At 62.4% G+C, this 25,944-nt stretch carries 25 protein-coding genes; 3 read left to right on the forward strand and 22 right to left on the reverse strand.

Annotation, left to right across the window (positions count from 1 at the left end):
* The 14 genes from ACWNZ3_RS15025 to ACWNZ3_RS15090 form a co-directional block, all read right to left on the reverse strand.
* Positions 1–705, reverse strand: coding sequence for an ABC transporter ATP-binding protein (locus ACWNZ3_RS15025; protein WP_331284217.1), 705 nt, complete (start codon positions 703–705; stop codon positions 1–3).
* Positions 702–1,463, reverse strand: coding sequence for an ABC transporter ATP-binding protein (locus tag ACWNZ3_RS15030; protein ID WP_114275309.1), 762 nt, complete (start codon positions 1,461–1,463; stop codon positions 702–704). Before ACWNZ3_RS15030 ends, ACWNZ3_RS15025 begins: the two co-directional genes overlap by 4 nt.
* Positions 1,460–2,755: a branched-chain amino acid ABC transporter permease gene (locus ACWNZ3_RS15035; RefSeq protein ID WP_269361486.1), complete on the reverse strand. Its 1,296-nt coding sequence runs from the start codon at positions 2,753–2,755 to the stop codon at positions 1,460–1,462. Before ACWNZ3_RS15035 ends, ACWNZ3_RS15030 begins: the two co-directional genes overlap by 4 nt.
* Positions 2,752–3,708 carry a branched-chain amino acid ABC transporter permease gene (locus tag ACWNZ3_RS15040; protein WP_269361487.1) on the reverse strand — a complete coding sequence of 319 codons (957 nt, stop codon included), beginning with the start codon at positions 3,706–3,708 and terminating at the stop codon, positions 2,752–2,754. Before ACWNZ3_RS15040 ends, ACWNZ3_RS15035 begins: the two co-directional genes overlap by 4 nt.
* Before the next feature lie 88 nt (positions 3,709–3,796).
* Complete coding sequence (locus tag ACWNZ3_RS15045; protein ID WP_269361488.1) at positions 3,797–5,044, reverse strand: branched-chain amino acid ABC transporter substrate-binding protein; 1,248 nt, start codon at positions 5,042–5,044, stop codon at positions 3,797–3,799.
* A 454-nt stretch (positions 5,045–5,498) separates the two neighbouring features.
* Positions 5,499–6,290: an IclR family transcriptional regulator gene (locus tag ACWNZ3_RS15050; protein WP_496900441.1), complete on the reverse strand. Its 792-nt coding sequence runs from the start codon at positions 6,288–6,290 to the stop codon at positions 5,499–5,501.
* A gap of 8 nt (positions 6,291–6,298) precedes the next feature.
* Complete coding sequence (locus ACWNZ3_RS15055; protein ID WP_496900442.1) at positions 6,299–7,327, reverse strand: phosphotransferase family protein; 1,029 nt, start codon at positions 7,325–7,327, stop codon at positions 6,299–6,301.
* 10 nt (positions 7,328–7,337) lie between these two features.
* A complete protein-coding gene (locus ACWNZ3_RS15060; RefSeq protein ID WP_269361492.1) occupies positions 7,338–7,988 on the reverse strand; it encodes a histidine phosphatase family protein in 651 nt (216 codons plus the stop codon).
* 72 nt (positions 7,989–8,060) lie between these two features.
* A complete protein-coding gene (locus tag ACWNZ3_RS15065; protein WP_496900443.1) occupies positions 8,061–9,053 on the reverse strand; it encodes an NAD(P)H-dependent flavin oxidoreductase in 993 nt (330 codons plus the stop codon).
* 76 nt (positions 9,054–9,129) lie between these two features.
* Complete coding sequence (locus ACWNZ3_RS15070) at positions 9,130–10,326, reverse strand: acetyl-CoA C-acyltransferase (protein WP_114275317.1); 1,197 nt, start codon at positions 10,324–10,326, stop codon at positions 9,130–9,132.
* Between the two features lie 15 nt (positions 10,327–10,341).
* Positions 10,342–11,268 carry an SDR family NAD(P)-dependent oxidoreductase gene (locus ACWNZ3_RS15075; RefSeq protein WP_496900444.1) on the reverse strand — a complete coding sequence of 309 codons (927 nt, stop codon included), beginning with the start codon at positions 11,266–11,268 and terminating at the stop codon, positions 10,342–10,344.
* The gene (locus tag ACWNZ3_RS15080; protein WP_274573983.1) at positions 11,268–12,089 is read right to left on the reverse strand and encodes an SDR family NAD(P)-dependent oxidoreductase; all 822 of its coding nucleotides are present in this window, start codon (positions 12,087–12,089) and stop codon (positions 11,268–11,270) included. The genes ACWNZ3_RS15075 and ACWNZ3_RS15080 overlap by 1 nt, the downstream gene beginning before the upstream one ends.
* Positions 12,090–13,205: an acyl-CoA dehydrogenase family protein gene (locus tag ACWNZ3_RS15085; RefSeq protein ID WP_496900445.1), complete on the reverse strand. Its 1,116-nt coding sequence runs from the start codon at positions 13,203–13,205 to the stop codon at positions 12,090–12,092.
* A 4-nt stretch (positions 13,206–13,209) separates the two neighbouring features.
* A complete protein-coding gene (locus ACWNZ3_RS15090) occupies positions 13,210–14,382 on the reverse strand; it encodes an acyl-CoA dehydrogenase family protein (RefSeq protein WP_269361504.1) in 1,173 nt (390 codons plus the stop codon).
* Between the two features lie 141 nt (positions 14,383–14,523).
* Between ACWNZ3_RS15090 and ACWNZ3_RS15095 the strand changes: the two genes are divergently transcribed.
* On the forward strand, positions 14,524–15,519 hold the full coding sequence (locus ACWNZ3_RS15095; RefSeq protein ID WP_496900446.1) for an NADPH:quinone oxidoreductase family protein: 996 nt from the start codon (positions 14,524–14,526) through the stop codon (positions 15,517–15,519).
* A 53-nt stretch (positions 15,520–15,572) separates the two neighbouring features.
* Here the strand turns inward: ACWNZ3_RS15095 and ACWNZ3_RS15100 are convergent, their stop codons facing one another.
* Positions 15,573–16,226: a histidine phosphatase family protein gene (locus ACWNZ3_RS15100; RefSeq protein ID WP_496900447.1), complete on the reverse strand. Its 654-nt coding sequence runs from the start codon at positions 16,224–16,226 to the stop codon at positions 15,573–15,575.
* Positions 16,227–16,266: 40 nt separating this feature from the next.
* Here ACWNZ3_RS15100 and ACWNZ3_RS15105 point away from each other — a divergent pair, with 40 nt between their 5' ends.
* Positions 16,267–17,271: an NADP-dependent oxidoreductase gene (locus tag ACWNZ3_RS15105; RefSeq protein WP_496900448.1), complete on the forward strand. Its 1,005-nt coding sequence runs from the start codon at positions 16,267–16,269 to the stop codon at positions 17,269–17,271.
* A gap of 13 nt (positions 17,272–17,284) precedes the next feature.
* Positions 17,285–17,755, forward strand: a complete 471-nt coding sequence (locus ACWNZ3_RS15110; protein WP_496900449.1) for a MaoC family dehydratase — start codon at positions 17,285–17,287, stop codon at positions 17,753–17,755.
* Positions 17,756–18,195: 440 nt separating this feature from the next.
* Here the strand turns inward: ACWNZ3_RS15110 and ACWNZ3_RS15115 are convergent, their stop codons facing one another.
* From ACWNZ3_RS15115 to ACWNZ3_RS15145, 7 genes are read right to left on the reverse strand one after another with little or no spacing between them, the layout of a single operon-like run.
* Positions 18,196–19,341, reverse strand: coding sequence for an iron-containing alcohol dehydrogenase (locus ACWNZ3_RS15115; RefSeq protein WP_269361511.1), 1,146 nt, complete (start codon positions 19,339–19,341; stop codon positions 18,196–18,198).
* A 3-nt stretch (positions 19,342–19,344) separates the two neighbouring features.
* Complete coding sequence (locus ACWNZ3_RS15120) at positions 19,345–20,715, reverse strand: aldehyde dehydrogenase family protein (protein WP_496900450.1); 1,371 nt, start codon at positions 20,713–20,715, stop codon at positions 19,345–19,347.
* 1 nt (position 20,716) lies between these two features.
* Complete coding sequence (locus tag ACWNZ3_RS15125) at positions 20,717–22,078, reverse strand: glutamine synthetase family protein (RefSeq protein ID WP_496900452.1); 1,362 nt, start codon at positions 22,076–22,078, stop codon at positions 20,717–20,719.
* 59 nt (positions 22,079–22,137) lie between these two features.
* Positions 22,138–23,175 carry a TRAP transporter substrate-binding protein gene (locus ACWNZ3_RS15130; RefSeq protein WP_496900453.1) on the reverse strand — a complete coding sequence of 346 codons (1,038 nt, stop codon included), beginning with the start codon at positions 23,173–23,175 and terminating at the stop codon, positions 22,138–22,140.
* A gap of 46 nt (positions 23,176–23,221) precedes the next feature.
* Positions 23,222–24,550, reverse strand: a complete 1,329-nt coding sequence (locus ACWNZ3_RS15135; protein ID WP_114275329.1) for a TRAP transporter large permease — start codon at positions 24,548–24,550, stop codon at positions 23,222–23,224.
* Positions 24,550–25,107, reverse strand: coding sequence for a TRAP transporter small permease subunit (locus ACWNZ3_RS15140; protein WP_496900454.1), 558 nt, complete (start codon positions 25,105–25,107; stop codon positions 24,550–24,552). Before ACWNZ3_RS15140 ends, ACWNZ3_RS15135 begins: the two co-directional genes overlap by 1 nt.
* A complete protein-coding gene (locus tag ACWNZ3_RS15145) occupies positions 25,107–25,886 on the reverse strand; it encodes an N-formylglutamate amidohydrolase (RefSeq protein WP_496900456.1) in 780 nt (259 codons plus the stop codon). Before ACWNZ3_RS15145 ends, ACWNZ3_RS15140 begins: the two co-directional genes overlap by 1 nt.
* Between the last annotated feature and the right edge of the window lie 58 nt (positions 25,887–25,944).

Consider the following 25,944-nt stretch of genomic DNA (forward strand, 5'->3'; position numbering starts at 1 on the left):
TCAGACCTCTAGCCATTCCTTGCGCACGTCTTCGCGGGCTTTCAACTCGGCCGGTGTCCCTTCGAACACCACCTGCCCGTGCCCCATCACATAAACACGATGCGCAATGTCCATGGCAATGGACAGTTTCTGCTCCACCAGCAGGGTCGAAATGCCCTTTTCCGCAATCGCCTTGAGCACTTCAGCGACTTTTTGCACCATCTGCGGTGAAAGCCCCTCTGTCGGTTCGTCGATCATGACGAAATCCGGGTCCCCCATCAGCGTGCGGCACATGGTCAGCATCTGCTGCTCGCCCCCCGACAGCACAGAAGCCTCGACATCGGCACGGCGATCGAGGTTCTCGAACATCTCGAACATGGCCTGCATGGACCAGCGCCCGGCACCATCCTTCTGCCCTGGCTTCAGACCCAGCGTCAGGTTCTGCCGTGTGGTCAGACCGGGGAAAATGTCGCGGTTCTCGGGCACATAGCCAATGCCCATGTTGGCGATTTCATAGGCCTTCTTGCCCGCAATCTCCTTGCCTCTGAACTTGACCGAACCCTTTGGTTCGACCTCGCCCATGATGGCCTTGCAGGTGGTGGACCGGCCCACGCCGTTGCGGCCCAGAAGGGCCACGATCTCGCCCTCCTGCACGTTCAGGGACACGCCCTGAAGAATGTGGGACTTGCCATAATAGGCATGCATGTCGGTGACTTCGATCATCAGTGTTCTGCCTCCAATGCCGCGCCAAGATAGGCTTCCTGCACCTTGGGATCGCCGCGCACCTCTTCGGGTTTGCCTGTCGCGATGATTTCGCCGTAGACCAGCACCGAAATGCGGTCCGCGAGGCCGAATACGACACCCATGTCATGTTCCACCATGATCAGGGTCTTGCCCTCGGTCACCTTCATGATCAGGTCGGTGATATAATCGGTTTCCGAATGGCTCATCCCGGCGGTGGGTTCATCCAGCATGATCACATCCGCACCACCGGCAATGGTGATCCCGATCTCAAGCGCACGCTGTTCGGCATAGGAAAGCGTACCGGCAGGCAGGTTGCGCCGCTCTGTCAGGTTGATCTGCTCCAGGATCGCCTCTGCCCCTTCGGTCAGGTCACGGCTGCGGTTCACCAGGTTCCAGAAGCTGTATTTGTACCCCTGCGACCAAAGCAGCGCACAGCGCACATTCTCGAAAACCGTCATCTTGGGAAAGATATTGGTGATCTGGAACGACCGCGACAGCCCTTTGCGGTTGATCTGGTAGGGTTCCAGACCGATCAGGTCCTCGCCGTGCAGTTTCACGGTGCCTGCCGTGGGCTGGAAACGCGCGGTGATCAGGTTGAACAGCGTGGATTTCCCCGCCCCGTTTGGCCCGATGACCGCATGGCGTTCCGATTTGCCGATGGACAGGTCGATGCCACGAATGATCTCTGCCTTGCCAAAGCTCTTCTTGAGGCCGCTCAGTTCAAGTGCCGGGGTGCTCATGCGCTGCCTCCTGCCGTATTTGCTTCGTTCCAGGCATCCCGCAGCGCAGGCACATTGGCGCGGGTGATGCCAAGGGCAATGGCCGTCACCCCGAGGGCAATCACCCAGGGCAGGATGTCGTGGCTGTTGAACGTGGTCCAGAACAGCGTCATCTCATCGTCCCCATAGGCCGCGTGGCGCACATGGAACACCATTTCCACCAGCGCTGACAGACCAAGTATGCCAATCAGGGCCGGCAGCAGGGTCTTGAGGTAGGGCCATATCAGCAACCTTGCCTTGCCCAGTTTGAACACCGGCACATGCATCATCATCAGCCCGGCAAGACCGCCCGGAAAGAACATCACCGTGGCGACAAAGAGCGTGCCTGCATAAAACGCCCAAAGCTCCGTTTGCAGGCTGAGCACGGTCTGCAGCAGGGTAAAAGCGATGGCCCCGATGATCGGCCCGAAGAAGAAACCGACGCCGCCCAGGAAGGTCACCAGCAGGATGACACCCGAAGACGTGGTGTTCAGATTCTCCTCGGTCAGGATTTCATAGTTGATGGCAAAGAGCCCGCCCGCGATCCCGGCAAAGAAACCCGAGGCGACAAAGCTGTAGAACCGAACCCAGCGCGCCGAATAGCCCAGAAACTCGGCCCGTTCCGGATTGTCGCGCACGGCATTGGCCATCCGCCCCACCGGGGTACGCGACCACAGGTACATCAGTGCGGCCGCAATCAGGACCCAGGCGGAAATCAGGTAGTACACCTCGATCTGTTGCAGGAATTCGGTGCCGAAGAAGGGCCGCGCATAGGTCCGGTCGCCCGACACGCCTTCCTCGCCACCGAAGAAGGCGACGATGATCACCGAACAGGCGGCGATCAGCTCGCCCACGCCGAGCGAAATCATGGCGAATACGGTGCCCGCGCTGCGGGTGGAGAAACTGCCGACAATCATCGCCAGCCCCATGCCGAACAGCCCGCCAAAGACCGGGAGCACCGGCAAGGGCAGCGCCGCAAAGAAGTCGGAGGCATTCATGATGTGCATGCAGGCGAACCCGCCGACCCCGGCATAGACCGCATGTCCGAACGACAGCATGCCCCCCTGTCCCAGCAGCATGTTGTAGGCCAGCGCAAAGATCACCGTGATCCACATCTGGTTCATGATGGTGATCGAGGAATTGTTGGTGAAGATGAACGGCAGCACCGCCAGCAACACTGCCGCCACGATCCAGGGACCGAGGGTCAGGGTCATGGAACCGGCGCGCATCCGCTCGGATGGTTTGGTCGGGTCGGTGGTGATTTGATCGGTCATGAGTGACGCTTTCCGAAAAGTCCCGAAGGCCGGAAGATGAGGATCAGCACCATCAGGATATAGGGCAGAATGTCTGCGATCTGCGGGCTTGTGATGGTCCAGAAGTCGCGAAACACGCTCTCGTCCAGGTTCTCGGGTGTGCCGATGCCGATGCCGTTCAGGATATCGGCCATCTCGATGTTGTAGGATTTGGCGAAGGTGGTGATCCATCCGATCAGCAGCGACGCGACCAATGCGCCCCACAGGGATCCAAGCCCCCCGATCACGATGGTCACAAAGACGATGGACCCCAGCACAAAGGCCATGCCCGGAAAGGTGCCCAGCACCGGCCCTGCGATGACCCCGGCAACACCGGCCAGCGCCGTGCCGACGCCAAAGACCCCCATGAAGATCAGCGGCACGTTATGGCCCAGCGCCTCGACCGTGCGCGGATAGCTGAGCGCGGCCTGGATGATCATGCCCACCCGCGTCCGGGTCAGGATGTAAAGCAGCCCAATAAAGATCCCGATGGAGATGAAGATCATGAAAATCTTGTAGGCGGGAATGGAGTTGCCCGCGATGGCGAAGGCCGAGAAGTTCAGCGCGTCGGGCACGAAATAGGGCATCTGGTTCTTGCCCCAGATGAACTGCACCAGTTCCTCGATCAGCAGGGCAAGGCCGAAGGTAAAGATCAGCTCCGGCACGTGGCCATATTGGTGCACCCGCCTGAGCCCATATCGTTCGACCCCGGCGCCCAGGACGCCGACAATCAGCGGCGCCAGCAGCAAGCCCATCCAGAATCCCAGCGCGATGCTGATCTGATAGGCGAAATAGGCCCCCAACATATAAAAGCTGGCATGGGCAAAGTTCAGAACGCCCATCATTGAGAAAATCAGGGTCAGACCGGCAGACAGCATGAACAGCAGCAGTCCGGTTACCAGCCCGTCGATGATATTGACGAGAATGAGGTCCATTGGCCCCTCCGGCTAGGATATGGCAAGGTCGTGTGACGCGAATGAAAAGGTCCGTCCCCGGCAGCGCCGGGAACGGACCGACAGCACCTTATTCGGGGCGCTTCATCTCGCAGGTGGTCGGGCTGTCCATGGAGGCCATCTCGATGGTTGACTCGTTGACAATGCCAAAACCGGACTGGTCGTAGTCGAAGTCGATGTTTTCATCGGTGTGGACGCCGACATGCATGTCCTGGATCAACTGGTGGTCCTGCGGACGCATGAACAGTTTACCGCCCCACATGCTGTCATACTCCATGCCTTCCAGCTTGGAAGCGACGGCCACGACATCATCCGCTGTACCCGCTTCCTCGATGGCGGTCGCCAGCATGCCGATCACGTTGAAGATCCGGCTCTGGTCGATGTTGCCATCCGGGTATTTGGCTTCGAACGCCTCATAGGTGGCACGCGCCTCCTCGGAGCCGATCGGGTTGATGCTGCCCTGGGAAATCAGGCGAATACGACCCTTGCCGCTGTCACCGAAGGCCGCCGTCATGCCGGAGCCTGCCGCATAGTAGGTATAGATCGGTCCTTCGAAACCGTTGTCGATGATCGCCTTGCCCAGACCCAGCATGTCAGCGCCCCAGTTGCCGGTAATCACGGCATCCGCACCGGATGCAACGATCTTGCGCGCGTAGGGGGTGAAATCCTTGACCTTGCCGATGGGGTGCAGCTCGTCGCCGACAATTTCGATGTCGGCACGTTTTTCGCCCAGCATCTTGTTTGCCGCATCAGACACGGCCTTGCCGAAGGAATAGTCCTGACCAATGATATAGACCTTCTTGATGTTCTCGTCCGCGACGATCACATCGGTCAGCGCATCCATCTTGATGTCCGCGTTGGCGTCGAAACGGAAGTGCCAGAAGTTGCATTTCTCGTTGGTCAGCGCCGGGTCAACAGCAGCGTAGTTCAGGAACAGAACGCGGCTGTCGGGGTTGCGCTTGTTGTGCTTCTCGATCGCTTCGGTCAGCGCGTTCGCCACGCCGGAGCTGTTGCCCTGCACGATGTAGCGGATGCCCTGGTCAATCGCGACCTGCAGCTGGATCAGGGATTCCTTGGGGCTGATCTTGTTGTCGAAACCCACAACTTCAAACGTGTCGCCATCCAGAACGCCGCCCTTCTGGTTGACCATATAGTCGGCCGCGAATTCGAACTGATGCAACCCGTTTGTACCGGTGCTTGCGAAAGGTCCGCTCAGCGGGTCGATGAAGGCGATCTTGATTGTTTCGGCAAAGGACGCAGAGGCGCCCACAATAAGTGACAGGGCCGAGACCACGCCCAGCTTGGTGATATTTTTCATATATTCCTCCCTATGGCGACCTGTTTTGCGTTCGCTTGGGACGCTTCCGGTCGCAGGCTGAGCCTTGCATACCAGAGGCCAAAGTCAAGGCTGGTGATGGCATCCGACCTAGCGTCACTTCATCCGAAAATCCGGCGCTGCCCCACATTCAGGCAGTGACCTCACTTTGCACATCGGCACGAATTTCCCGATAAGGCGCTGAAATTGAATAATAAATGGAAACATGTGCTTGGAAAGGCATGGATCCGAAGGGGCGAAATGACTGTAAAAACAGCATTTTCCCGGTTTTAATAACCCGTGAATACTGCGCGTTTTCTCTCGCGAAAACGTGAGAAAACGGATCGAAAATCACGATTTTTTCACCGTCGCGAAATATTATGACTTTTACGCATTCCGCTGTGCGAAACAAATGTCCGCTTACTTTCAGGCGATTCTCTGCGGCCTGACGGCGCTCTCAGCCGCGCAGGCTGATCAGCTCCGCCGCCTTGATCAGGCGGGGCGCATAGACGGTTTCAAGCTGCTTTTTCTTGACCCCGAATGAGGGTCCGCCAACGTTCAGCCCGTAGACGCGTTTGCCATCGGTGCCCATCACCGGCACGGCGATGCCGTTCACATCGCTGCGCCAGTCACCGTAGCTGGAGCAGAACCCCTTGGCCTTGTACTCGCTCAGGCCGGCCTTGTAATTCGCCCGCCCTTCATCCTCGACATCCTGCCCCTGTTGCGCTGCAACCTGGAAGATCTGTTCGCGTTCGGCATCCGACATGCCCACCAGGATCGCCCGCCCGATGGCCGATCTGAACAGCGGCAGGCGCGAACCGATCCGCATTGTCAGGGAGACCCCTTCGAATGAATTCTGGGTGGCGATGTAAATCACGTCCAGCCGGTGCTGTTCGCCCAGCGCCACGGTAATATAGCTGTTCGGCCCGTCCCGAAGGGCGCGCATCTCCGTCTCGGCCCGCGAAGAAATATCCATTGAATTCAAGGCACTGAACCCAAGCTGAAGCACACCGGAACTCAGCCGGTAGGTTCCGACCCGCGCATCGGCCACAAGGTAATCCAGCGCGCAGAGCGTATGGGTCAGACGCGAGATCGTGGCCTTGGGCAGGCCCGTCCGCTCCGAAAAATCCGAATTTGTCAGCGTCACCTCATTGGGTCGGAAACAGCGCAGGATATCCAGGCCGCGCGCCAATGCGGTCACGAAATTCCGGTCTTTGCCTTCGCCGAGGTCGGTGCCAAATTCGTCCATAAGTCTCTTTACCGCTTGAGTGAATCCACCCCGTGCTGCGCAAAAACGGGAACATATTGTCCCAGCTTCATGGCCCGCTCGGGGTTTGAGGCATTGCCGTCCAGCGCGCGCTTGTGAACGCCCTGGATGATCGCCGCCATCCGGAAAAAATTGAATGCCAGATAATAGCCGAAATGGTCGATACCTTTCAGACCGCGCCGCTGGCAATAGGCCGCGATGAATTCTTCGTCCGAGGGCAGGCCCAGCGCCGCCCGGTCAAGCCCGCCCATACCGCGCCCTTCGGCGCCCGCGGGCATCTGCCATTGCATGATGACCGCTGCCAGATCGGCAAAGGGGTGGCCGATGGTGGACAGCTCCCAATCCAGCACCGCCCGGCAATCGGTGGTCTGCGCGTCATAGATCATGTTGTCGAGCCGGTAATCCCCGTGCACCAGCCTGCGCTGGCCATCGTCTTCGGGGCATTCGGCCACCAGCGCCGCCATCAGATGGTTCATCGCCGGGATATCCTCGGTCTCGGAGGCCTTGTACTGCTTGCTCCACCGCCCCACCTGGCGTTCGAAGTAATTGCCCACCGGTCCAAAGTCGCTCAGCCCCACGGCGTCGATATCGACCTCATGCAGGGCGGCCAGCACGCGGTTCATCTCGTCGATGATCCGGCCCCGGTCCTGCACCGACACGCCGTCCATCGAGGGCTGGTTGAAATTGCGCCCCGGCACATGGTCCATGATGTAAAAGGCCGAGCCGATCACCGCGTCATCCTCGCACAGCAGGTGCATCTTCGCGACCGGCACATCGGTGTCCGCCAGCGCGCGCTGTACGCGGAACTCGCGGTCGACCGCATGGGCGGATTTCAACAGGACCCCCGGGGGCTTGCGCCGCAGCACGTATTTCCGGCTGGGGGTTTCCAGCAGGAAGGTCGGGTTCGACTGACCGCCCTGGAATTTGGTGACAGCCGTCAGCCCGTCAAAGCCCGGAAGATTGTCACGCAGATAGGCGCTGACGGCGGCTTCGTCCAATGTCTGTGTGTCTGCGCTCATGACCAGATCCTTAACTGTAACTTAGCAGTTCCGCACCCGCAGCGTGCGAAAAATGCGGTGTGGCGTTGAACTCATGCAGGGAAAAACTGCTGCCCGAGAACATGAAACGCGTGATGGAGGAATTCTTGACCTGCAGGTTCAGGTTCATCATCTGGGCGATGGGTGCGCCAAGCGATGCAGCCGTCAATTGCCCGATGACGCCCCCCGATGAGATCACCAGCACCCGCCGGGCATCCGTATCGGTGGCAAAGACGCGGGCCGCCTCGACCCGTGCCGCGAACTCACCCCAGGTCTCTGCCGCCCCGTCAAAGGCATCCTCCTGCCATTCGAAAATGGTATCCCGCAGCGCCCGGAAATGGGTTTTGCGGTCCCCCTTGACCAGTTCCGGCACCTTCCCGCGATAACGCGCATGCAGCAGGTCGTGAAAATCGTATTCGTTGAAGCCGGCGTGCTCCTCCGGCGTGGCGGTGAACCCCATGGCCGACAGCGTGTCCTTCTGCCGGGTCAGCGTGCCGGTGATCAGACGGTCCGGCACCCAATCCATGTCACGCAGCACCGCCCCCACGGCAGCCGCCTGCCGTTGGCCAAGGTCGGACAGCACGTCGTAATTGTCCTGCCCGAAGGAGGCCTGCCCATGGCGGATGACGAGCAATTCAGCCATGGCGCTCTCCTGCAGGAGGCAGCCTATCCGCGGGACACCCGTTCCCGACCCCTATCGTATCAAGCACATCCTTCACGAGAACTCCGCCGCCAGTTTCCGGCCCGCAGCGAGGTATTCGCGCGCCATCCGGTCCACGATATCACCCGCAGGGCCCACCGATTTCACCGCGCCAATGCCCTGACCGGAGCCCCAGATGGTTTTCCAGGCTTTCGGCTTTTCACGGTCCTGACCAAAGTTCATCGACGATGCATCCGCCGTTGGCAGATTGTCCGGATCCATCCCTGCATTGCGGACCGAATCCTTGAGGTAATTGCCCCAGACCCCTGTGAACAAAGAGGAATAAACAATATCCTCGGCCCCGCCCGAGACGATCATCTGCTTGTAGGCGTCGTCGGCGTTGGCTTCGTCCGTGGCGATGAAGGGCGAACCGGTATAGCCCAGATCGGCCCCCGCCGCGCGGGCGGCAAGCAGCGCCTCGCCCGTGGCGATGGACCCCGACAGCGCCACCGGCCCGTCGAACCATTCGCGGATTTCACGCATCAGGGCAAAGGGCGATTGCTGCCCCGCATGCCCCCCGGCACCGGCAGCCACAGCCACCAGACCATCCGCGCCCTTTTCAATCGCCTTCCTTGCGAAGGTGTTGTTGATGATGTCGTGCAGCACGATGCCACCGCAGGAATGCGCGGCCTCGTTCACCTCTGTCCGGGCGCCCAGCGAGGTGATCCAGATCGGCACCTCGTGTTTCGCACAAATCTCCAGATCCCGCTCCAGCCTGCCGTTCGACCGATGCACGATCTGGTTCACAGCATAGGGCGCTGCCGGGTGATCGGGGTTCGACTGGTTGTGACGGTCCAGCTCCTCGCGGATTTCGGTCAGCCAGGTGTCGAGCAACGGATGCTCGCCCTCCGCCTCGCGGGCATTCAGCGCGGGAAAGGCACCGACAATGCCCGCCTTGCACTGCGCAATCACCAGTTTCGGCACCGAAATGATGAACAGGGGAGAGGCGATCATGGGCAAGCGCAACCCTTGCAGTGCCTTGGGCAGATGGGAATCGTCGCGGGGCATCGTGGCTCCTGTCAGGGTCATGTTGACGGTCAGGGGGCGGGTGAACCCGCCCCTCTTGTTGGCAAAGCGCAAGGGGTTACAGAACCTCGAACAGGCCCGCAGCCCCCATGCCGCCGCCGACACACATGGTGCAGACCACATATTTGGCACCGCGGCGCTTGCCCTCGATCAGCGCATGGCCGACCATGCGGGCGCCCGACATGCCATAGGGATGCCCGATGGAGATCGCACCGCCGTTCACGTTCAGCAGTTCATCCGGGATCCCCAGCACATCGCGCGACTGGATCACCTGCACTGCGAAGGCTTCGTTCAGCTCCCACAGGCCGATGTCATCCATCGTCAGCCCATGCGCCTTGAGCAGCGGCGGCACGGCATAGATCGGGCCGATGCCCATCTCGTCGGGCTCGCAGCCCGCCGCCATCACGCCGACATAGCGGCCCAGCGGCTGCAGGCCCATCTGCTCGGCCTTCTTCGCCTCCATCACCACGGTGGCAGAAGCACCATCCGAAAGCTGCGAGGCGTTCCCGGCGGTGATGTATTTGCCTTCCGCGATGTGGATGCCGTTCTTGTGCACCGGCTGGAGCCCCGCAAGGCTTTCCGCCGTGGTGCCGGGGCGGTTGCCCTCGTCCTTCTCCAGCGTCACCTCATGTTCGGTGATCTCCTTGGTTTCCTTGTTCTGCACCATCATCTTGCTGGGCAGCGGCACGATCTCATCGTCGAACTTGCCCGCTTCCTGCGCCAGATGGGTCAGCTCCTGCGACCGCGCGGCATATTCGTCCTGCCGCTCGCGGCTGACGTTATAGCGTTCGGCCACGGTTTCCGCCGTCTCCAGCATCGACATGTAGATTTCCGGCTTGTGCTCTTTCAGCCAGCCGTCCGCCTTGACCCGCATTTCCGGGGTCTGCACCATCGAGATGCTTTCCACCCCGCCGCCGACAACCACGTCCATGCCGTCCATCACCACCTGCTTGGCCGCCGTGGCAATCGCCATCATGCCGGAGGCGCATTGGCGGTCCAGCGACATGCCTGCAACCGTCACCGGCAGGCCCGCCCGGATCGCGGCCTGACGCGCGATATTGCCCGCCGAATGGCCTTGCTGCAGAGCCGCACCGATGATGCAGTCCTGAATCTCGGCGGGGTCCACCCCGGCACGCTTGACCGCATGTTCGATGGCATGGGCTGCCAGCGTCTGCGGCGTGGTGTTGTTGAACGCCCCGCGATAGGCCTTGCCGATCGGGGTGCGGGCTGTAGATACGATGACTGCGTCGCGCATGGGTAATCTCCTATGTTACCAGTCGAGCTTCAGGCCACGGGCCTGCGCTGCATTGAGGGCGTATTTCTTGGTCTGGCCGAAGGCGTCGCCCAGTTGTTCTTGGTCCTTGGGATTGCGGATGTCGTCGAACCGCGCCGCCACTTCCTCGGGGGTGTTGTCTTCGCCCATCAGGGTGATGCCGCGCGTCTCATAGACCCGCGTCTCGGCAAAGCTGCCCGCGCCGGCCCCCAGAATGACCTGGCTGGGGCCATCCTCGCTGACCAGATACAGCAGACCCGGCGTGATGGTTTCAGGGGCCAGCAGCTCCTGCGCCTCGGCCGGCAGCAGATCGGCGGTCATCCGGGTGGCGGCGGTGGGGGCCAGCGTGTTCACCCGGATGTTGTCGCGCGCACCTTCCATGTGCAGCACGTTCATCAGCCCCAGCATCGCCGCCTTGGCCGCGCCATAGTTCGACTGACCGAAGTTGCCATAAAGCCCCGAGGCGGAGGAAGTCAGCACGATACGCCCGTATTTCTGTTCGCGCATATGCGGCCAGCAGGCATGGGCCACATTGGCCGACCCGATCAGATGCACATCCACCACCTTGCGGAAGGCGGACATTTCCATCTTGGCAAAGGTCTTGTCCAGCAGGATGCCCGCATTGTTCACGCAGATGTCGATGCGGCCCCAGGCGTCCATCGCCTGCGCCACCATATCCCTGACCGCAGCCTCGTCAGACACATCGGCGCCATGGCTCATCGCCTCACCGCCCATTGCCTCGATCTCGGCCACCACGGCCTTGGCTGCCTCCGAAGATGTGCCGGTGCCGTCGCGGGCCACGCCCAGATCGTTCACCACAACCTTCGCGCCGCGCGCGGCAAGACCCAGCGCATGAGACCGACCCAGGCCGACGCCCGCACCGGTGACAATCGCCACCCTTCCATCAAACCGGATATCAGCCATCAGTGCAGCGCCTGTTCAAAGATGTTGGGGCCGGACATCACGTTGATGCCGCCCGACACCGGGATCACCGCGCCGGTCACATAGGCCCCGCCCCGTCCGCAGAGGAACAGCATACAGCCCGCGATATCCTCATCCCGGCCCACGCGCTTCAACGGCACGTCGTCGCCGACCCTGCTGCGCATGTCCTCGTCGTGGGTGGCAAAGGCGGTCATGCGGCTGACAAAAGGTCCGGGGGCCAGCGCGTTGACGGTGATCGCCTCGCCCGCAAGCTCCTTGGCGAGGATCTTGCTCAGGTGGATCACGGCGGCCTTGGAGGCAGAATAGCTGTAGGCGCCATCGCCCATTTCGCGCTCGCCCATGACGGAGCCGACATTGACCACCCGCGCGGGGTCATCCACGCTGCCCGAGGCGCGCAGCATCGGCAGCAGTTTCTGCGTCAGGTCGAACAGCCCCGCCACGTTCACGTTCATCACCTTTTCCCAGGCCTTGAACGGGAAATCGCCCAAGGGCGCGCCCCAGGTGATGCCGGCATTGTTCATCAGGATGTCCAGCCGGTCGGTGTATTGCTGCACCGTCTTGACCAGCGCATCGACACCCGCTTCGGTGCCGACGTCCCCGGCAAAACCAACCGCCTTGCCCGAGGCACCCATGGCGTTCAGCTCTTTCGCGACAGCTTCGCAGGCCTCACCCTTGCGACTGGCCAGCAGCACCGTGGCCCCGGCGCGCACCAGCCCCTCCGCGGCCATCCGGCCGATGCCGGTGGCCCCGCCGGTGACCAGCGCCACTTTGCCCTCAAGACCAAATAACGTGTTGATATCCATTTAAAACCCCCTTGCTGCAGCGACCTGTTCGGCGTGATAGCTGTAGTCGCCCAGCCATTCCGCACCCACCCGCGCGCGTTTCATGTAGAACCCCATATCATAGGCATCCGTCATGCCGATGCCACCGTGCATCTGCACCCCTTCCTGCACCGCCAGCGTCGCCGTCTGGGTCGCGCGGGCCTTGGCCAGCGATACCGCCAGCGCCGCATTCTCCGGGTCCGCATCCATCATGCGGCCCGCGTTCAGGATGGCTGATGCCGTCACCTCGATCTCGCACCACAGATGCGCCGCGCGATGCTGGAGCGCCTGAAAGCGGGCGATTTCCACGCCGAACTGCTTGCGCTCCTTGATGTAGCCCACGGTCATGTCGAAGGCCCCGGCAGCCAGCCCCGTCATCTCGGCGGCAAGCGCGCCCTGGCCTGCCATCAGTGCCGGTTTCAGCACGTTCATCGCCTGATCGACCTGGCCCAGCACATCCTCGCCCGTGGCCTCCACGTCATCAAAGGTGATCCGCGCCGCATCGCGGGCGTCGATCATGTTGCTGCGGTCGCGGGTCACACCCGCGCGGTCGGCGGGGATGTCGAACAGGGTCAGCCCGTTCTCCGTCCGCGCCAGCACCAGCAGCCGGTCGGCCATCGCGCTATCGACGACAAATTGCTTCTTCCCGCTCAGCCGGAAACCATTCCCATCCGCGCGCGCTGTCATCTGCGTGGCCTCGGGATCGAACTTGATCCCCTCATCCACCGCCAGAGCATAGGTCGCCTCACCCGCCGCGATGCGCGCCAGTGCTGCCTTCGCACGGGCATCGGCAACCTGCCGCAGGGCCGTGGCCGCGATCACGGCGCTGGAGATGAAGGGGCTGACCGTCAGCGTCTTGCCCATTTCGCGCGCCAGCACATTGGCGGCGGCGTACCCCATGTCAGAGCCACCCTGCGCCTCCGGCACCAGCACCCCGGCCCAGCCCATCTCGGCCATTTCCTTCCAGAGCGCCGCATCATGGGTCTCGTTCGCATCACGCATCTTGCGCAGCTTGGCGACCGGTGCCGCGCCATCCAGATACCCGCGCGCCATATCGGCAAGCATGGTTTCTTCTTCCGTCAGTACAAGTTTTTCCATGATCCTACCCCGGCAATCCAAGAACGCGGCGCGAGACAATCGACAGCATCACCTCGCTGGTGCCACCCTCGATCGAATTCGCCTTGGTGCGCAGCCAGTCGCCCGCACGGTTGCCCAGCGGGCCATCCCATTCCAGCGCATCCGATCCGCCGGCCGTCATCATCAGCTCGTGCCGCCGCTTGTTCAGCTCGGTGCCCATGTATTTCAGCATGGCCGAGGCATCGCCCGCGCCCTGCCCGGCCTCTGCCTGATCCTTGTAGCGTTCCAGCGTCAGGCCGATGGCCAGCGAATCAATCTCGCAGCGCATCGCATCGGCGCGCAGGGTCGCGTCGCTGATCCCCTCCATGGTGTCATTGATCACCGCACCCAGCGCGCGACCGCCACCCGACAGGCCCGCGCCACCACCGGAAATCATCTCGCGCTCATGGGTCAGCAGGTATTTCGCCACGTCCCAGCCGCGATTCTCTTCGCCCACGATCTGATCCTTGGGCACCTTCACATCGGTAAAGAAGGTCTCGCAAAAGGGTGAAATGCCGCTGATCATCTTGATCGGGCGCGTCTCGACTCCCGCGTCTTCCATGTTCATCAGCAGGAATGAAATGCCCTTGTGCTTGGGCGCTTCGCGGTCGGTGCGCACCAGCGCGAAGATCCAGTCGGCCTTGTCCGCGTAGGAGGTCCAGATCTTCTGCCCGTTGACCAGCCAGTGATCGCCCCTGTCCTCGCCTTTGGTCTGCACATTGGCCAGATCGGACCCGGCACCGGGTTCGGAATACCCCTGGCACCAGCGGATTTCACCGCGTGCGATTGGCGGCAGATAATGCAGCTTTTGTTCATGAGAGCCAAAGTGCAGCAGCGCCGGGCCCAGCATCCAGATGCCGAAACTCTGCAACGGCTTGCGCGCATTGATACGGTCCATCTCCTGATGGAATATCTTTTCCTGCGCCCGGTTCAGCCCCGCCCCGCCATAGTCCTTCGGCCAGGTCGGCACGGTGTATCCCCTGGCGGCGCAGCGTTCGAGCCACTGCTTTTGCGCATCTGACGTGAACTGCCAGTTCTTGCCGCCCCAGCAGATGCCGTTTTCGGTCATCTTGCCATCCCGCATTTCCTGCGGACAGTTTTCCTCAAGCCATGCGCGCAACTCTTCGCGGAACGCATCGGGCGTCGTTTCGGCACTCATATTTGTCTCCCTCCCAAGGGAACGCTGCGTCACTTCCCGCCGCATCATTCCGCAGAGCAGAATGCCCTTTCGAAATTGGATTGACAAGAAGAGACGCTGCGTCCCCTACTGAGGCGCAACCGAATTCGGGAGGAATTACAGATGAAAGCGATGCTGAGCGAAGCACCGGGCGGACCGGAAACACTGGTCCTGAAAGAGATCGACACACCCGAGCCCGGCAAGGGCCAGGTGCGGCTGCGGGTGCATGCCGCCGGGCTGAACTTTCCCGACACGCTGATCATTCGTGACATGTATCAGATGAAACCGCCACGCCCCTTTGCACCGGGCGGCGAAGTCGCGGGAGAGATCGAGGCCGTCGGTGACGGCGTGGCGGACTTCGCCCCCGGCGACCGGGTGCTGGCGATGACCGGCTTTGGCGGCTTTGCCACCCATGTGGTGGCGGATGTGACCAAGGTCATCAAGATCCCCGATGACATGCCCTACGAGGAAGCCTCCTGCCTGGTGCTGACCTATGGCACATCGCATCACGCGCTCAAGGACCGCGCGGCAATCCAGCCGGGGGAAACCCTGCTGATCCTCGGTGCCGCAGGCGGCGTCGGCGCGGCGGCAATCGAGTTGGGCAAGGCGGCGGGCGCACGGGTGATCGCCGCCGTTTCCTCCGAAGAAAAGGCGCAGTTCTGCCGCGACCTCGGCGCGGACGAAACACTGATCTATCCGCGCGAGTTGGACCGCGACGCGCAAAGGGAGTTCTCCAGCCAGATCAAGAAACTGGCAGGCGGTGACGGTGTCGATGTCGTCTATGACGCCGTGGGCGGCAATTATGCCGAACCTGCCGTGCGGGCGCTGGCCTGGAAGGGGCGGTTCCTGGTCGTGGGTTTCCCGGCGGGCATTCCCAAGCTGCCGCTGAACCTGACCCTGCTCAAGGGCTGTCAGATTGTCGGCGTCTTCTGGGGCGCGCATACCGCCCGTGAACCCATGGCCCATGCGGAGAACATGCAGGATCTGTTCCGGATGTATGCGGATGGTCAGATCAAGCCGCGCATTTCTGCGCGTTTCCCGCTGGAAAAGGCGGCAGAGGCGCTGGAAATGATGCAGGACCGCAAGGTGCTGGGCAAGGTCGTGGTGACGGTGGCGTGAGAAAGATCCGGCGGGCGCTGCCGCCCCCCGGGCATCTTGTCACTCAGCGCCGTTCAGAGATGCGACACATCGTTGAAACCCCGCAGGATCATCTGGTTCCCCTGCACCACAAGGCGGCTGATCGAGCCGTTGTCGGCCCCGGTGAAGCCGAAGGGCCGGGACTCGGTGGCGAGGGCCAGCGCCGCGCCGATCACACCGCCGTGCACGACGACCGCCACCAGTTCGTCGGGATGCGCCGCCGCAATCCGCGTCAGCCCGCGCCGCACGCGGCCGAAAAAGGCATCGCGCGGCTCCGCCCCCGGAAGCGCGCCCCAGTCCTGCAATTCGCGCATGCGCAGGATGACCGGATCATTCTCGGCGGCGCGGAACCGGTATTCGCCGCCGTCCCAATCGCCCAGATGCACTTCGCGCAGGTCCGGCTCGACCCTTGGCGTCAGACCCAGCGCCCCGGCCAGCGGGGCCGCCGTCTGATGGGTGCGCTGCATGGTGGTCACATAGATCGCGCGGATCGGCTGATCCTTCAGCCGCGCCGCGACGGCCTGCGCCTGCGCCTCGCCCTCGGGGCGCAGTGCCGGGTCGCCCTGCCCGTCCACCATCGGGAAATCCTGCCCCCGGATCGCCGCCTGCGTCTCACCATGCCGGATCAGCAACAGGTCAGCGGCCCCCGCCGGGGGCTGAAACCTGTGCTGGCGCGCTTCATTGCTCATACCTCACTCCTTCTCAATTCAACCCAATAGGACATATCCCATGACAAATCGCCAGATCGTGATTGCCGAACTGCCCAGCGATGCGCTGACCCCCGACCATTTCAGGATGACGGAAACCGCCATGCCCGAACCCGGCGCGGGCGAGGTGCTGCTGCGGGTGATCCTGATGTCCATCGACGCGGCAAACCGGTCCTGGATGAAGGGCGCCACCTACCGCGCTGCCGTGCAGGCGGGCGACGCCATGCCGACCTATGCCATCTGCGAGGTCACGGCCTCCAACAGCCCCAAACTCTCCGTCGGTGATCTTGTGGCGGCGGAGGCGACATGGTCCGACTATATCACCCTGCCCGCGCACAAGGCCCAAAAACTGCCGAAGGTGCCGCAGCTTTCGCACCTGATGTCGGTCTATGGCATTGCGGGCAAGACCGCCTATCACGGGCTCATCTCCATCGGTCAGCCGGTGGCGGGCGAAACCGTGCTGGTCTCTGCCGCTGCCGGGTCGGTGGGGGCCTATGTGGGCCAGATCGCCAAGGCGCTGGGATGCCGCGTGGTCGGCATCGCCGGCGGCGCGGAGAAATGCAAATGGGTGCAGGAGGAACTGGGCTTTGACGCCTGCGTCGACTACCGCGCAGGCGGATTGTCGCGGGCACTGGCCGAGGCCTGCCCGGACGGGGCGGATGTCTATTTCGACAATGTGGGCGGCAAGGTCCTGGAATCCGCGCTGAATGTCATGAACGAAAAGGGCCGTATTGTCTGCTGCGGCGCGATCAGCCAGTATGATACCGACGCCCCCTCCGGCCCGCGCAACCTGCCCGGCGCGATCGTGGTGAAACGGCTCCGGATGGAAGGGTTCATCGTGATGGATTTCGCCCGCAACGACGCCAAATGCCTGCGCGCCCTGCAGCATTGGGTGGCAAGCGGACAGATCAAGGTCACCGAGGATATCGTCGAGGGGCTGGAAAACGCACCGGCGGCGCTGATCGGCCTGCTGGCCGGTGACAACAAGGGCAAGCGCATGGTGCGCGTTGCCGCCGACCCAAGCTGAAGGAGCAAGGACGATGTCCGCCATGCAAGAGGCCCTCGCGGCCAGCGAGAAACTGATCGGCACCGAAGTTGGTGTGTCGAACTGGATTCTGGTCGATCAGGCGATGATCGACCAATTCGCCGAAACCACCCATGACATGCAGTGGATTCACGTGGACCCGGAACGCGCCGCCGCCGAGACGCCTTTTGGCGGCACCATCGCGCATGGGTTCCTGACCCTGTCGCTGGCCAGCCGCTTTGCCTATGATTGCTTTTCGATGCTGCCGGGGCAGGTCATGGGCGTGAACTATGGCATGAACAAGCTGCGGTTTCTCAAACCCGTGTTGGCCGGATCGCGACTGCGGGGGCGCTTTACGCTTCAGGCCGTGCGCGCGCGGGGCAAGGAAAAGATGATGCGCGAGAACCTTCTGACGGTCGAGATCGAGGGCGAGGAAACCCCCGCCCTGATCGCGGAATGGCTTGGGCTGGCGGTGTTCAAGGATTGAGGCAGCGCCCTCCTGCAGTGCCGCACCCTGCAAGCAAAGTGACGCAGCCTCCCCACGGCTGCATCCTGCGGCACCTTGCGCCATGTCCCCCGCAAATGAAGACATGTCATATTTGAAAGGTCTTAAATGACATGTCTTCACGAAGCGGTCTGGTAACCGATAGGTCCGCGCTCGTAAGGGTTCAGGCCGGGTGGAACGTCGGGTGCCAAAGGCGGCTGGCCAGACATGCGCAACGGCCTGCCGTTTTGCAGCCCTGCATCCCGCCCGCACCAGCGCCTTCCCGCACCTTGCGCCAAGCACCCCGCAAATGAAGACATGTCATATTTGACAGGTCTTACATGACATGTCTTCGCGAGAGGTATTGCGGACCCCGCGCGCGGCGCGCCCGGGTCCCGAGGCGCCATGCGCACCCCGGTCACATACGCCCGGCAATCACCCCGTCAGAGCAGCTTTTCCAACAATGCCCGGGTATTCTCTGCCGTCATCTTCACTGGGTTCCCGCCCGTGCTGGGGTCGGCCAGCGCCCCCTTGACGACACGGTCCATGTCCAGGTTTTCGATCCCCATTTCGCTCAGCGACTTCGGGATACCCATCGAGGCATTCAACGCGTCCACGAAGGCCGCGAACCCGTCAAAGCCCCCGTCGATGCCCAGATAGCGCGCCGCGCGTTCGATCACGCCCTCGATCTCGGGCCGGTTGAACTGCAGCACCGCGGGCATGCAGACCGCATTCGTGGTGCCGTGATGCGTGTGGTAGATCGCCCCGATCGGATGCGACAGCGCATGGATCGCCCCCAACCCCTTCTGAAAGGCCGTTGCCCCCATCGCCGCCGCCGCCATCATCTGCGCCCGCGCCTCGATATCGCTGCCATCCGCATAGGCACGCGGCAGATAGTCCTTGACCAGCCGCATCCCTTCCAGCGCCATGCCCTGCGACATCGGATGATAATGCGGCGAGGAAAACGCCTCGACACAATGGGCAAAGGCATCCAGCCCGGTCCCGGCGGTGATGAAGGGCGGCATGCCCACCGTCAACTCCGGGTCGCAGATCACGACACGCGGCAGCATCCTGGGGTGAAAGATGATCTTTTTCTCCGCCGTGTCGGATTTGGTGATGACGCTGGCGCGGCCCACTTCCGATCCGGTCCCGGCGGTGGTGGGCACCGCCACGATGGGCGCAATCGCCTCCGCGTCGGCCCGTGTCCACCAGTCGCCGATGTCCTCGAAATCCATCAGCGGACGCGTTTGCCCCGCCATGAAGGCAATGACCTTGCCCAGGTCCAGCCCCGAGCCGCCGCCAAAGGCGACCACCCCGTCATGCCCGCCCTCGCGGTAGACGCGGACACCTTCTTCGGCGTTCCTGTCGGTGGGATTCGGGTCCACCTCGGCAAACATCGCGCGGCCCAGACCCGCCGCTTCCAGCAGGTCCAGCGTGCGCGTGGTGATGTCCATCGCGGCAAGCCCCCGGTCGGTGACCAGCAGCGGCTTCCGGATGCCCGCGGCAGCGCAGGCCTCCGCAATTTCCGAGATACGTCCGGCACCAAAGCGGACAGCGGTGGGATAGGACCAGTTGGCGGTAAGCGTCATGGGTCAGGCTTTCTTGAGATGGTATGATTTGGGACGTGTAAGGTTGTGATAGCCGATCACCGACAGGCCCCCGCCGCGTCCGGTGTCCTTGCAGCCGGTCCAGCACAGCGCCGGGTCCAGGTAATCGGCACGGTTCAGGAAAACGGTGCCGGTTTCGATCCGGTCGCCCAGCGCCTCGGCAGCCGCCGCGTCGCCGGTCCAGATCGAGGCGGTCAGCCCATAGTCGCTGTCATTCATCAGCGCCACCGCCGCATCGTCGTCGGAAACCCGCATGATCCCCACCACGGGGCCAAAACTTTCCTCGCGCATGACCCGCATGTCATGGGTCACATCGGTCAGGATCTGCGGCATCAGATAGGCCCCGCCATCCTGGGGGAAGAGCGCAGGGTCGATCAGCGCCTTGGCGCCCATTTCCACCGCCTCTGCGGTCTGGGCGCGCACAAGGTCGGCAAACCGCGGCTGCGCCATCGGGCCCAGCGTGGTCTCCGGGTCCAGCGGATTGCCCAGCTTGTAGCCCTCGACGATGGACACCGCCCTGGCGACAAAGGCGTCATAGACATCCTCGTGCACATAGATCCGCTCGATCCCGCAGCAGCATTGCCCGGCGTTGAACATGGCCCCGTCGATCAGGGTTTCCGCCGCCGCCTCGACATTGGCATCCGCCCGGACATAGCCGGGGTCCTTGCCGCCCAGTTCCAGCCCCAGACCGGTAAAGGTCCCGGCCGCCGCGCGTTCGATCGCCTGACCGCCACTGACCGAGCCGGTGAAATTCACAAAGCCGAATGATTTCGCCGCAATCAGGTCAGAGGTGGTCTGGTGGTCCAGGAACACATTCTGAAACACCGCCTCCGGCACCCCTGCCGCGTGGAAGGCTTCGGCAAGTCGCTCGCCCACCAGCGGCGTCTGGCTGGCGTGTTTCAGCATTACCGCATTGCCCGCGATCAGCGCAGGCGCGACCGTGTTGATCGCGGTCATATAAGGATAGTTCCAGGGCGCGATCACCAGCACCAGACCATGCGGCACCCGTTTGATCACCCTGCGGAAACTGTCGCTGTCCTCGATCCCGATATCCGCCAGCGCCTCCGAGGCGATCCCGGCCATGTAGGTGGCGCGCTCGTTGAAGCCGCCGAATTCGCCGCCATAGCGCACCGGCCGGCCCATCTGATGCGCCAGTTCCGGCACGATGGCATCGTTCATCGCGCCCACATTGGCGACCCCGGCCTGCACCCGCGCGATCCGGTCCTCCAGCGGCAGCGCCGCCCAGGTGGCCTGGGCCGCCCGCGCCCCGGCCACGGCGCCTTTCGCCTCGGCCAGCGTCAGGGTGGGCCGCTCGGCATAGACCGACCCGTCGATGGGAGAAATACAAGTGATCATGTCAGGCCCTTTCAAATCCGCGTGCGATTTCCCAATCCGTCACCGCGCGGTCAAATTCCTCCTGCTCCCATTCGGCGCAGCGGGTGTAATGGTCAATCACGTCATCGCCCATCACCTCGCGCAGGAAGGCCGAATTGCGCAGGGTTTCCGTCGCCGCCCGCAGGGTCTGCGGAATATCCGCCGCCTTGGAATCCTCATAGACATCGCCCCTGGTGGGCGGGGCAAGCGCCATCTTCTCCTCGATCCCCTTGATCCCGGCTGCCAGCATCGCGGCCTGCGCCAGATAGGGGTTGAGGTCGGACCCGCCCACGCGGCATTCCACGCGCACCCCCTTTGTCCCCTCGCCACACAGGCGGAACCCGGCAGTGCGGTTGTCCACGGACCAGACGGTTTTTGTCGGCGCGAAGGTGCCCTTGGCAAAGCGTTTGTAGCTGTTCACATAAGGCGCGAGGAAGAACGTATACTCCGGCGCATAGGCAATCAGCCCCGCCATATAGTGGCGCATCAGATCGGACATGCCCAGATCGGCCTCCGGGTCAAAGAACATGGGCTTGCCGTCTTTCCACAGCGACTGATGCACATGGCTGGAGGAGCCCACCCGGTCCGGGTGCCATTTCGGCAGGAAACTCGCCGCATGTCCCTGCTGCCAGGCAATCTCCTTGACCGCGTGTTTCGCAATGGTGTGGTGATCGGCACAATCGAGCGCCGGGGCATAGCGGATGTTCAGCTCCTCCTGCCCCGCCTCGGCCTCGCCCTTGGTGTTTTCAATCGGCAGACCGGCGGCAAAGAGGTGATTGCGCACCGGGCGCATCACATGTTCCTCCTTGGAGGTCTGGAAGATGTGGTAATCCTCGTTGTAGCCGCTGATCGGGGTCAGATCCGTGAACCCGCCCTTGCGGATTTCATCCAGGGTTTTCTCGAACAGGAAAAACTCCAGCTCGGTGGCCATCTGCGCCTCGAACCCCAGGTCCGCCAGCCGCGCAATCTGCTTTTTCAACATGCCGCGCGGGTCATGGGGCACCGGTTTGTGGTGGTGATCCAGAATATCGCAAAGCACCATTGCCGTGCCTTCCAGCCAGGGCAGCAGGCGGATGGTGCTCAGGTCCGGCGCCATCACGTAATCGCCATAGCCCTTTTCCCAGGAGGTCGAGGCATAGCCGGCCGGTGTCGCCATCTCAAGATCCGTTGCCAGCAGGTAATTGCAGCAATGGGTCTCCTTGAAAGAGGTCTCAACGAAATTCACCGCATGGAAGCGCTTGCCCATCAGGCGGCCCTGCATGTCCACCGCACAGACCAGCACGGTGTCGATGGTGCCCGCCGCAACGCGGGATTTCAGATCGTCAAAACTCAGGTTGCCCGGCATCTCGTTCTCCATTCGCAAAAGGCAGGCAGGGGCGCCACAACGCCCCCGCCGATCGTGGTTCAACCGTTGGTATAGGGAGGTCCGGCCTGATTGATGACGCTGTTGTACTCCTTGAAGATGTTGACGATCTTCTGGTGCACTTCGCCTTCCTGGGCCACTTCTTCCCAGAATTCCTTGGCCGCGTCTTCGACCTCGTTCCACTCCGCGGCAGGCACCGTGCGCAGTTGCAGCTTGTCGCCATTGGCGCGCAGGGCCGCTTCACCACCCCAGTACCATTGGTTGCGATAGGTGTGGCCCGCTTCGGTCCCCGCCATGACGATGGCCTTGAGGTGTTCCGGCAGATCGGCCCAGCGCTGTTCGTTCACGAACCACGACCCGATCCAGGCACCGGAAATGTTGTTGGTCAGGAAGTAATCGGTCACATCCGCCCAGCCGACAGTATAATCCTCGGTGATCCCCGACCATGCCATGCCGTCCAGCTCGCCGGTCTGCACCGCGACTTCGGCATCCTCGTAAGGAATGTTGACCGGCACAACGCCGAACTTCGACAGGAAGCGGCCCGCTGTCGGGAAGGTATAAAGCTTCAGCCCGTCAAGATCGGCAACCGATTTGATTTCCTTCTTGGTGTTGAAGTTGCAGGGGTCCTGCCCTGCCGCCGACAACCACTTGACGCCGACCTTGGCGTATTCCTCTTCCCAGATCTCTTTCAGACCGTATTGGTTGAACAGCACCGGCACGTCGAGAATATGCTTGGTGGCAAAGGGAAAATAGCCGCCGAACTGCTGCAGGGGCGTGGGCGAGGCCATGGAATCGTCGTCCGAATGCACCCCGTCGATGGTCCCGCGCTGCAGCGCCTGGAACAGCTCGCCCGTCGGCACGATCTGATCCGCATAGAACAATTCGATCTCAAGCTCACCGTTTGCGGCGGTGTTGATATAGTCGATGACCGGCTTGGTCACATGTTCCCCCAGCGCCGAACCGGCATAGGTCTGGAAGCGCCACTTGATCGCTTCCTGGGCACGGGCGATGGAGGGCGCGGCCAGCGTGGCGGCGCCGGCAAGGCCAGCGTGTTTGATGAAATTACGTCTCGTGGTCATGTCTTTCTCCTTGTTGAATGAGGCTCCGTTGGCGGAGTTCTTGGGGTTATTTTCCGTAAACGAGGTCGGGCAGCCACAGCGCCAGTTGCGGGAAGATCATCACCAGCGCCAGCGCCCCGGCCATCACCAGCACGAAAGGCGTGATCGAGGCATAGATGTCGCGCAGCGAAATCTCCGGCGGGGCCATGGCGCGCATCAGGAACAGGTTATAGCCGAAGGGCGGCGTCATATAGGCGATCTGGCAGGTGATCGTGTAAAGGATACCGTACCACACCAGATCAAAACCCAGCGCGCCCACCAGCGGCACATACAGCGGGGCGACGATCACCAGCATCGCGGTATCGTCCAGAAACGTCCCCATCAGAATAAAGCTCAGCTGCATCAGGATCAGGATCACCCAGGGTGACAGGCCCAGCTTCTCGGTGAACAGGTTCTCGATCGCCTTGACCGCGCCCAACCCGTCGAACACCGCGCCAAAGGCCAGCGCCGCAAGAATGATCCACATGAACATGCAGGTGATGCCCAGCGTGTTGCGCACCGAGTTCTCAAAGACCTGTCGCGTCATCCGCCCCTTGAGCACGGCGGCCAGAAAGGCCGCAATCGCCCCGATGGCCGAACTTTCCACCAGCGAGGTCCAGCCCCGCACGAAGGGCACCATCATGACGGCAAAGATCACCAGCGGCAGGATGCCCGCCCCCAGCAGCCGCAGCTTTTCACTGCGCGGGATCGCGGCGCGTTCCTCGGCGTCAAGGACCGGACCAAGCACGGGATTGAACCGGCAGCGGATCGCGATATAGGCGATGAAAAGCCCCGCCATCATCAGCCCCGGCACCACACCCGCCAGCCAAAGCTGCCCCACCGGCTGCCGCGCGATCATCGCGTAAAGCACCAGCACCACCGAGGGCGGCACCAGGATGCCAAGGCTCGATCCCGCCTGGATCACCCCGGTCACCATGCGTTTGTCATAGCCCCGCTTGAGCAGTTCCGGCAGCGCGATGGTGGCACCAATGGCCATGCCCGCCACGCTCAGCCCATTCATCGCGGAAATCAGCACCATCAGCCCGATGGTGCCGATGGCCAGCCCGCCGCGCAGCCCGCCCATCCAGACATGGAACATCTTGTACAGATCATCGGCGATCTTCGATTCCGACAGCACATAGCCCATGAAGATGAACATCGGCAGGGTCAGCAGCGGATACCATTTCATCAGCTTCATCGCAGCGGAGAACCCGATGTCGAACCCGCCCTGGTCGCCCCAAAGCAGCAGCGCGGCCACCACGGCGACAAAACCGATGGCCCCGAACACCCGCTGCCCGGTCAGGAGCATCAGCATCATGGTGGAAAACATCAGGGTGGCGATCAACTCATAGGACATCAGATCGTTTCACCCTTCAGACGCAGCACGTCTTTGCAGAATTCAGAGAGGCATTGCACGATCATCAGGCAGAACCCGACGATCATCACCACCTTGATCGGCCACATGTAGGGCCGCCAGGCGGAGGATGATTGCTCAAGCCGCCCGATCTCTTCGCTGCCGGTCAGGACGCCGAAAAGATAAGAGATCGGCGCGTCCTGCCAATAGCCCAGCGAATAGGCGGTGGAGCTGATCGCCCCGTAAAGCAGCACGCAAAGATAGAAGATCAGCAGCACAGCCGTGAACAGGTCGAACCAGGCCTTGCGGCGGACCGACCAGTTTCCATAAAGCAGGTCCATCCGCACGTTGGAGCCGAGCTGCAGCGCATAGGGCCCGCCCAGAATGTAGTAGCCCACCATGACGAACTGGGCCATTTCCAGCGTCCACAGGGTCGGCACAAAGAAGGTCTTGCTGATCGAGGACCACAAAAGCACCCCCATCAGCGCAAAGATCCCGTACATCGCGATGCGGCCCAGACGGTAGTTCACCGCATCGGCCACCCGAATATATCCGCGCATCACGCCACGCATGAAACACGCCCTCCCCTGCCCAGCCGCGTACAGGCATCCGCCAGCCAGCCCGCGATCATCTCGGCCATCCGGCGCTGTGCCTCTGCCGTCGCAATCAGGTCGTTGCGCACCTCCAGCATCACGTTCAGATGGCCCTGGCGCTGCGCGTGCATTTGCAAGGTATGGGTCACACCGTCTTGCGGCCCATAGGGCGCATTGCGCGCCACGCGCGCCCCGGTATGCGCCCCGGCACATGCCAGCAGCGCATCGGCCAGACGGCTGTCCTCGTCATGCAAGACGCCGATTTCGACACTGCGCCGCTGGCCATGGAAAACCGGGGTGAAACTGTGGATCGTGATCAGGATCGGCTCGGCAATCCGCGCCATCTTCCGGCTGATGCAGTCGTGAAACGGCCTGTAATAGCGCGCCACCCGCTCCGCACGCGCGGCATCGGACAGATCCCGGTTGCCCGGCACCACGATCAGCTCGCTCTGCGCGGGCATTGCGCCTGGCGCTTCCGGCGGACGGTTCAGATCATAGACCAGCCGCGACACGGTGCCGGCGATCAGGACGGCATCCAGCCGGGTCGACAGATGCTCCGCCACCGCCAATGCACCCGGGTCCCAGGCGGCATGGCTGGTCCGGTCGCCTTCAGCCATCCCAAGCCCGTCAAATTCATCGGGGATCAGGTGGCTGGCATGTTCACAGACCAGTACAATGCAGGATGTGCCAGAGGGGTTCACCTCCGCCACGCTTTCTTCCGCTGCATGATCTGTCGTCTGAGCCATGGCACCCCCGTCTGAGGATAAAGTGCTTGCCAAGCGGCGCGGATGTCAACAGAATTGT

This window comes from Sulfitobacter sp. IGS-18 (assembly GCF_059628195.1).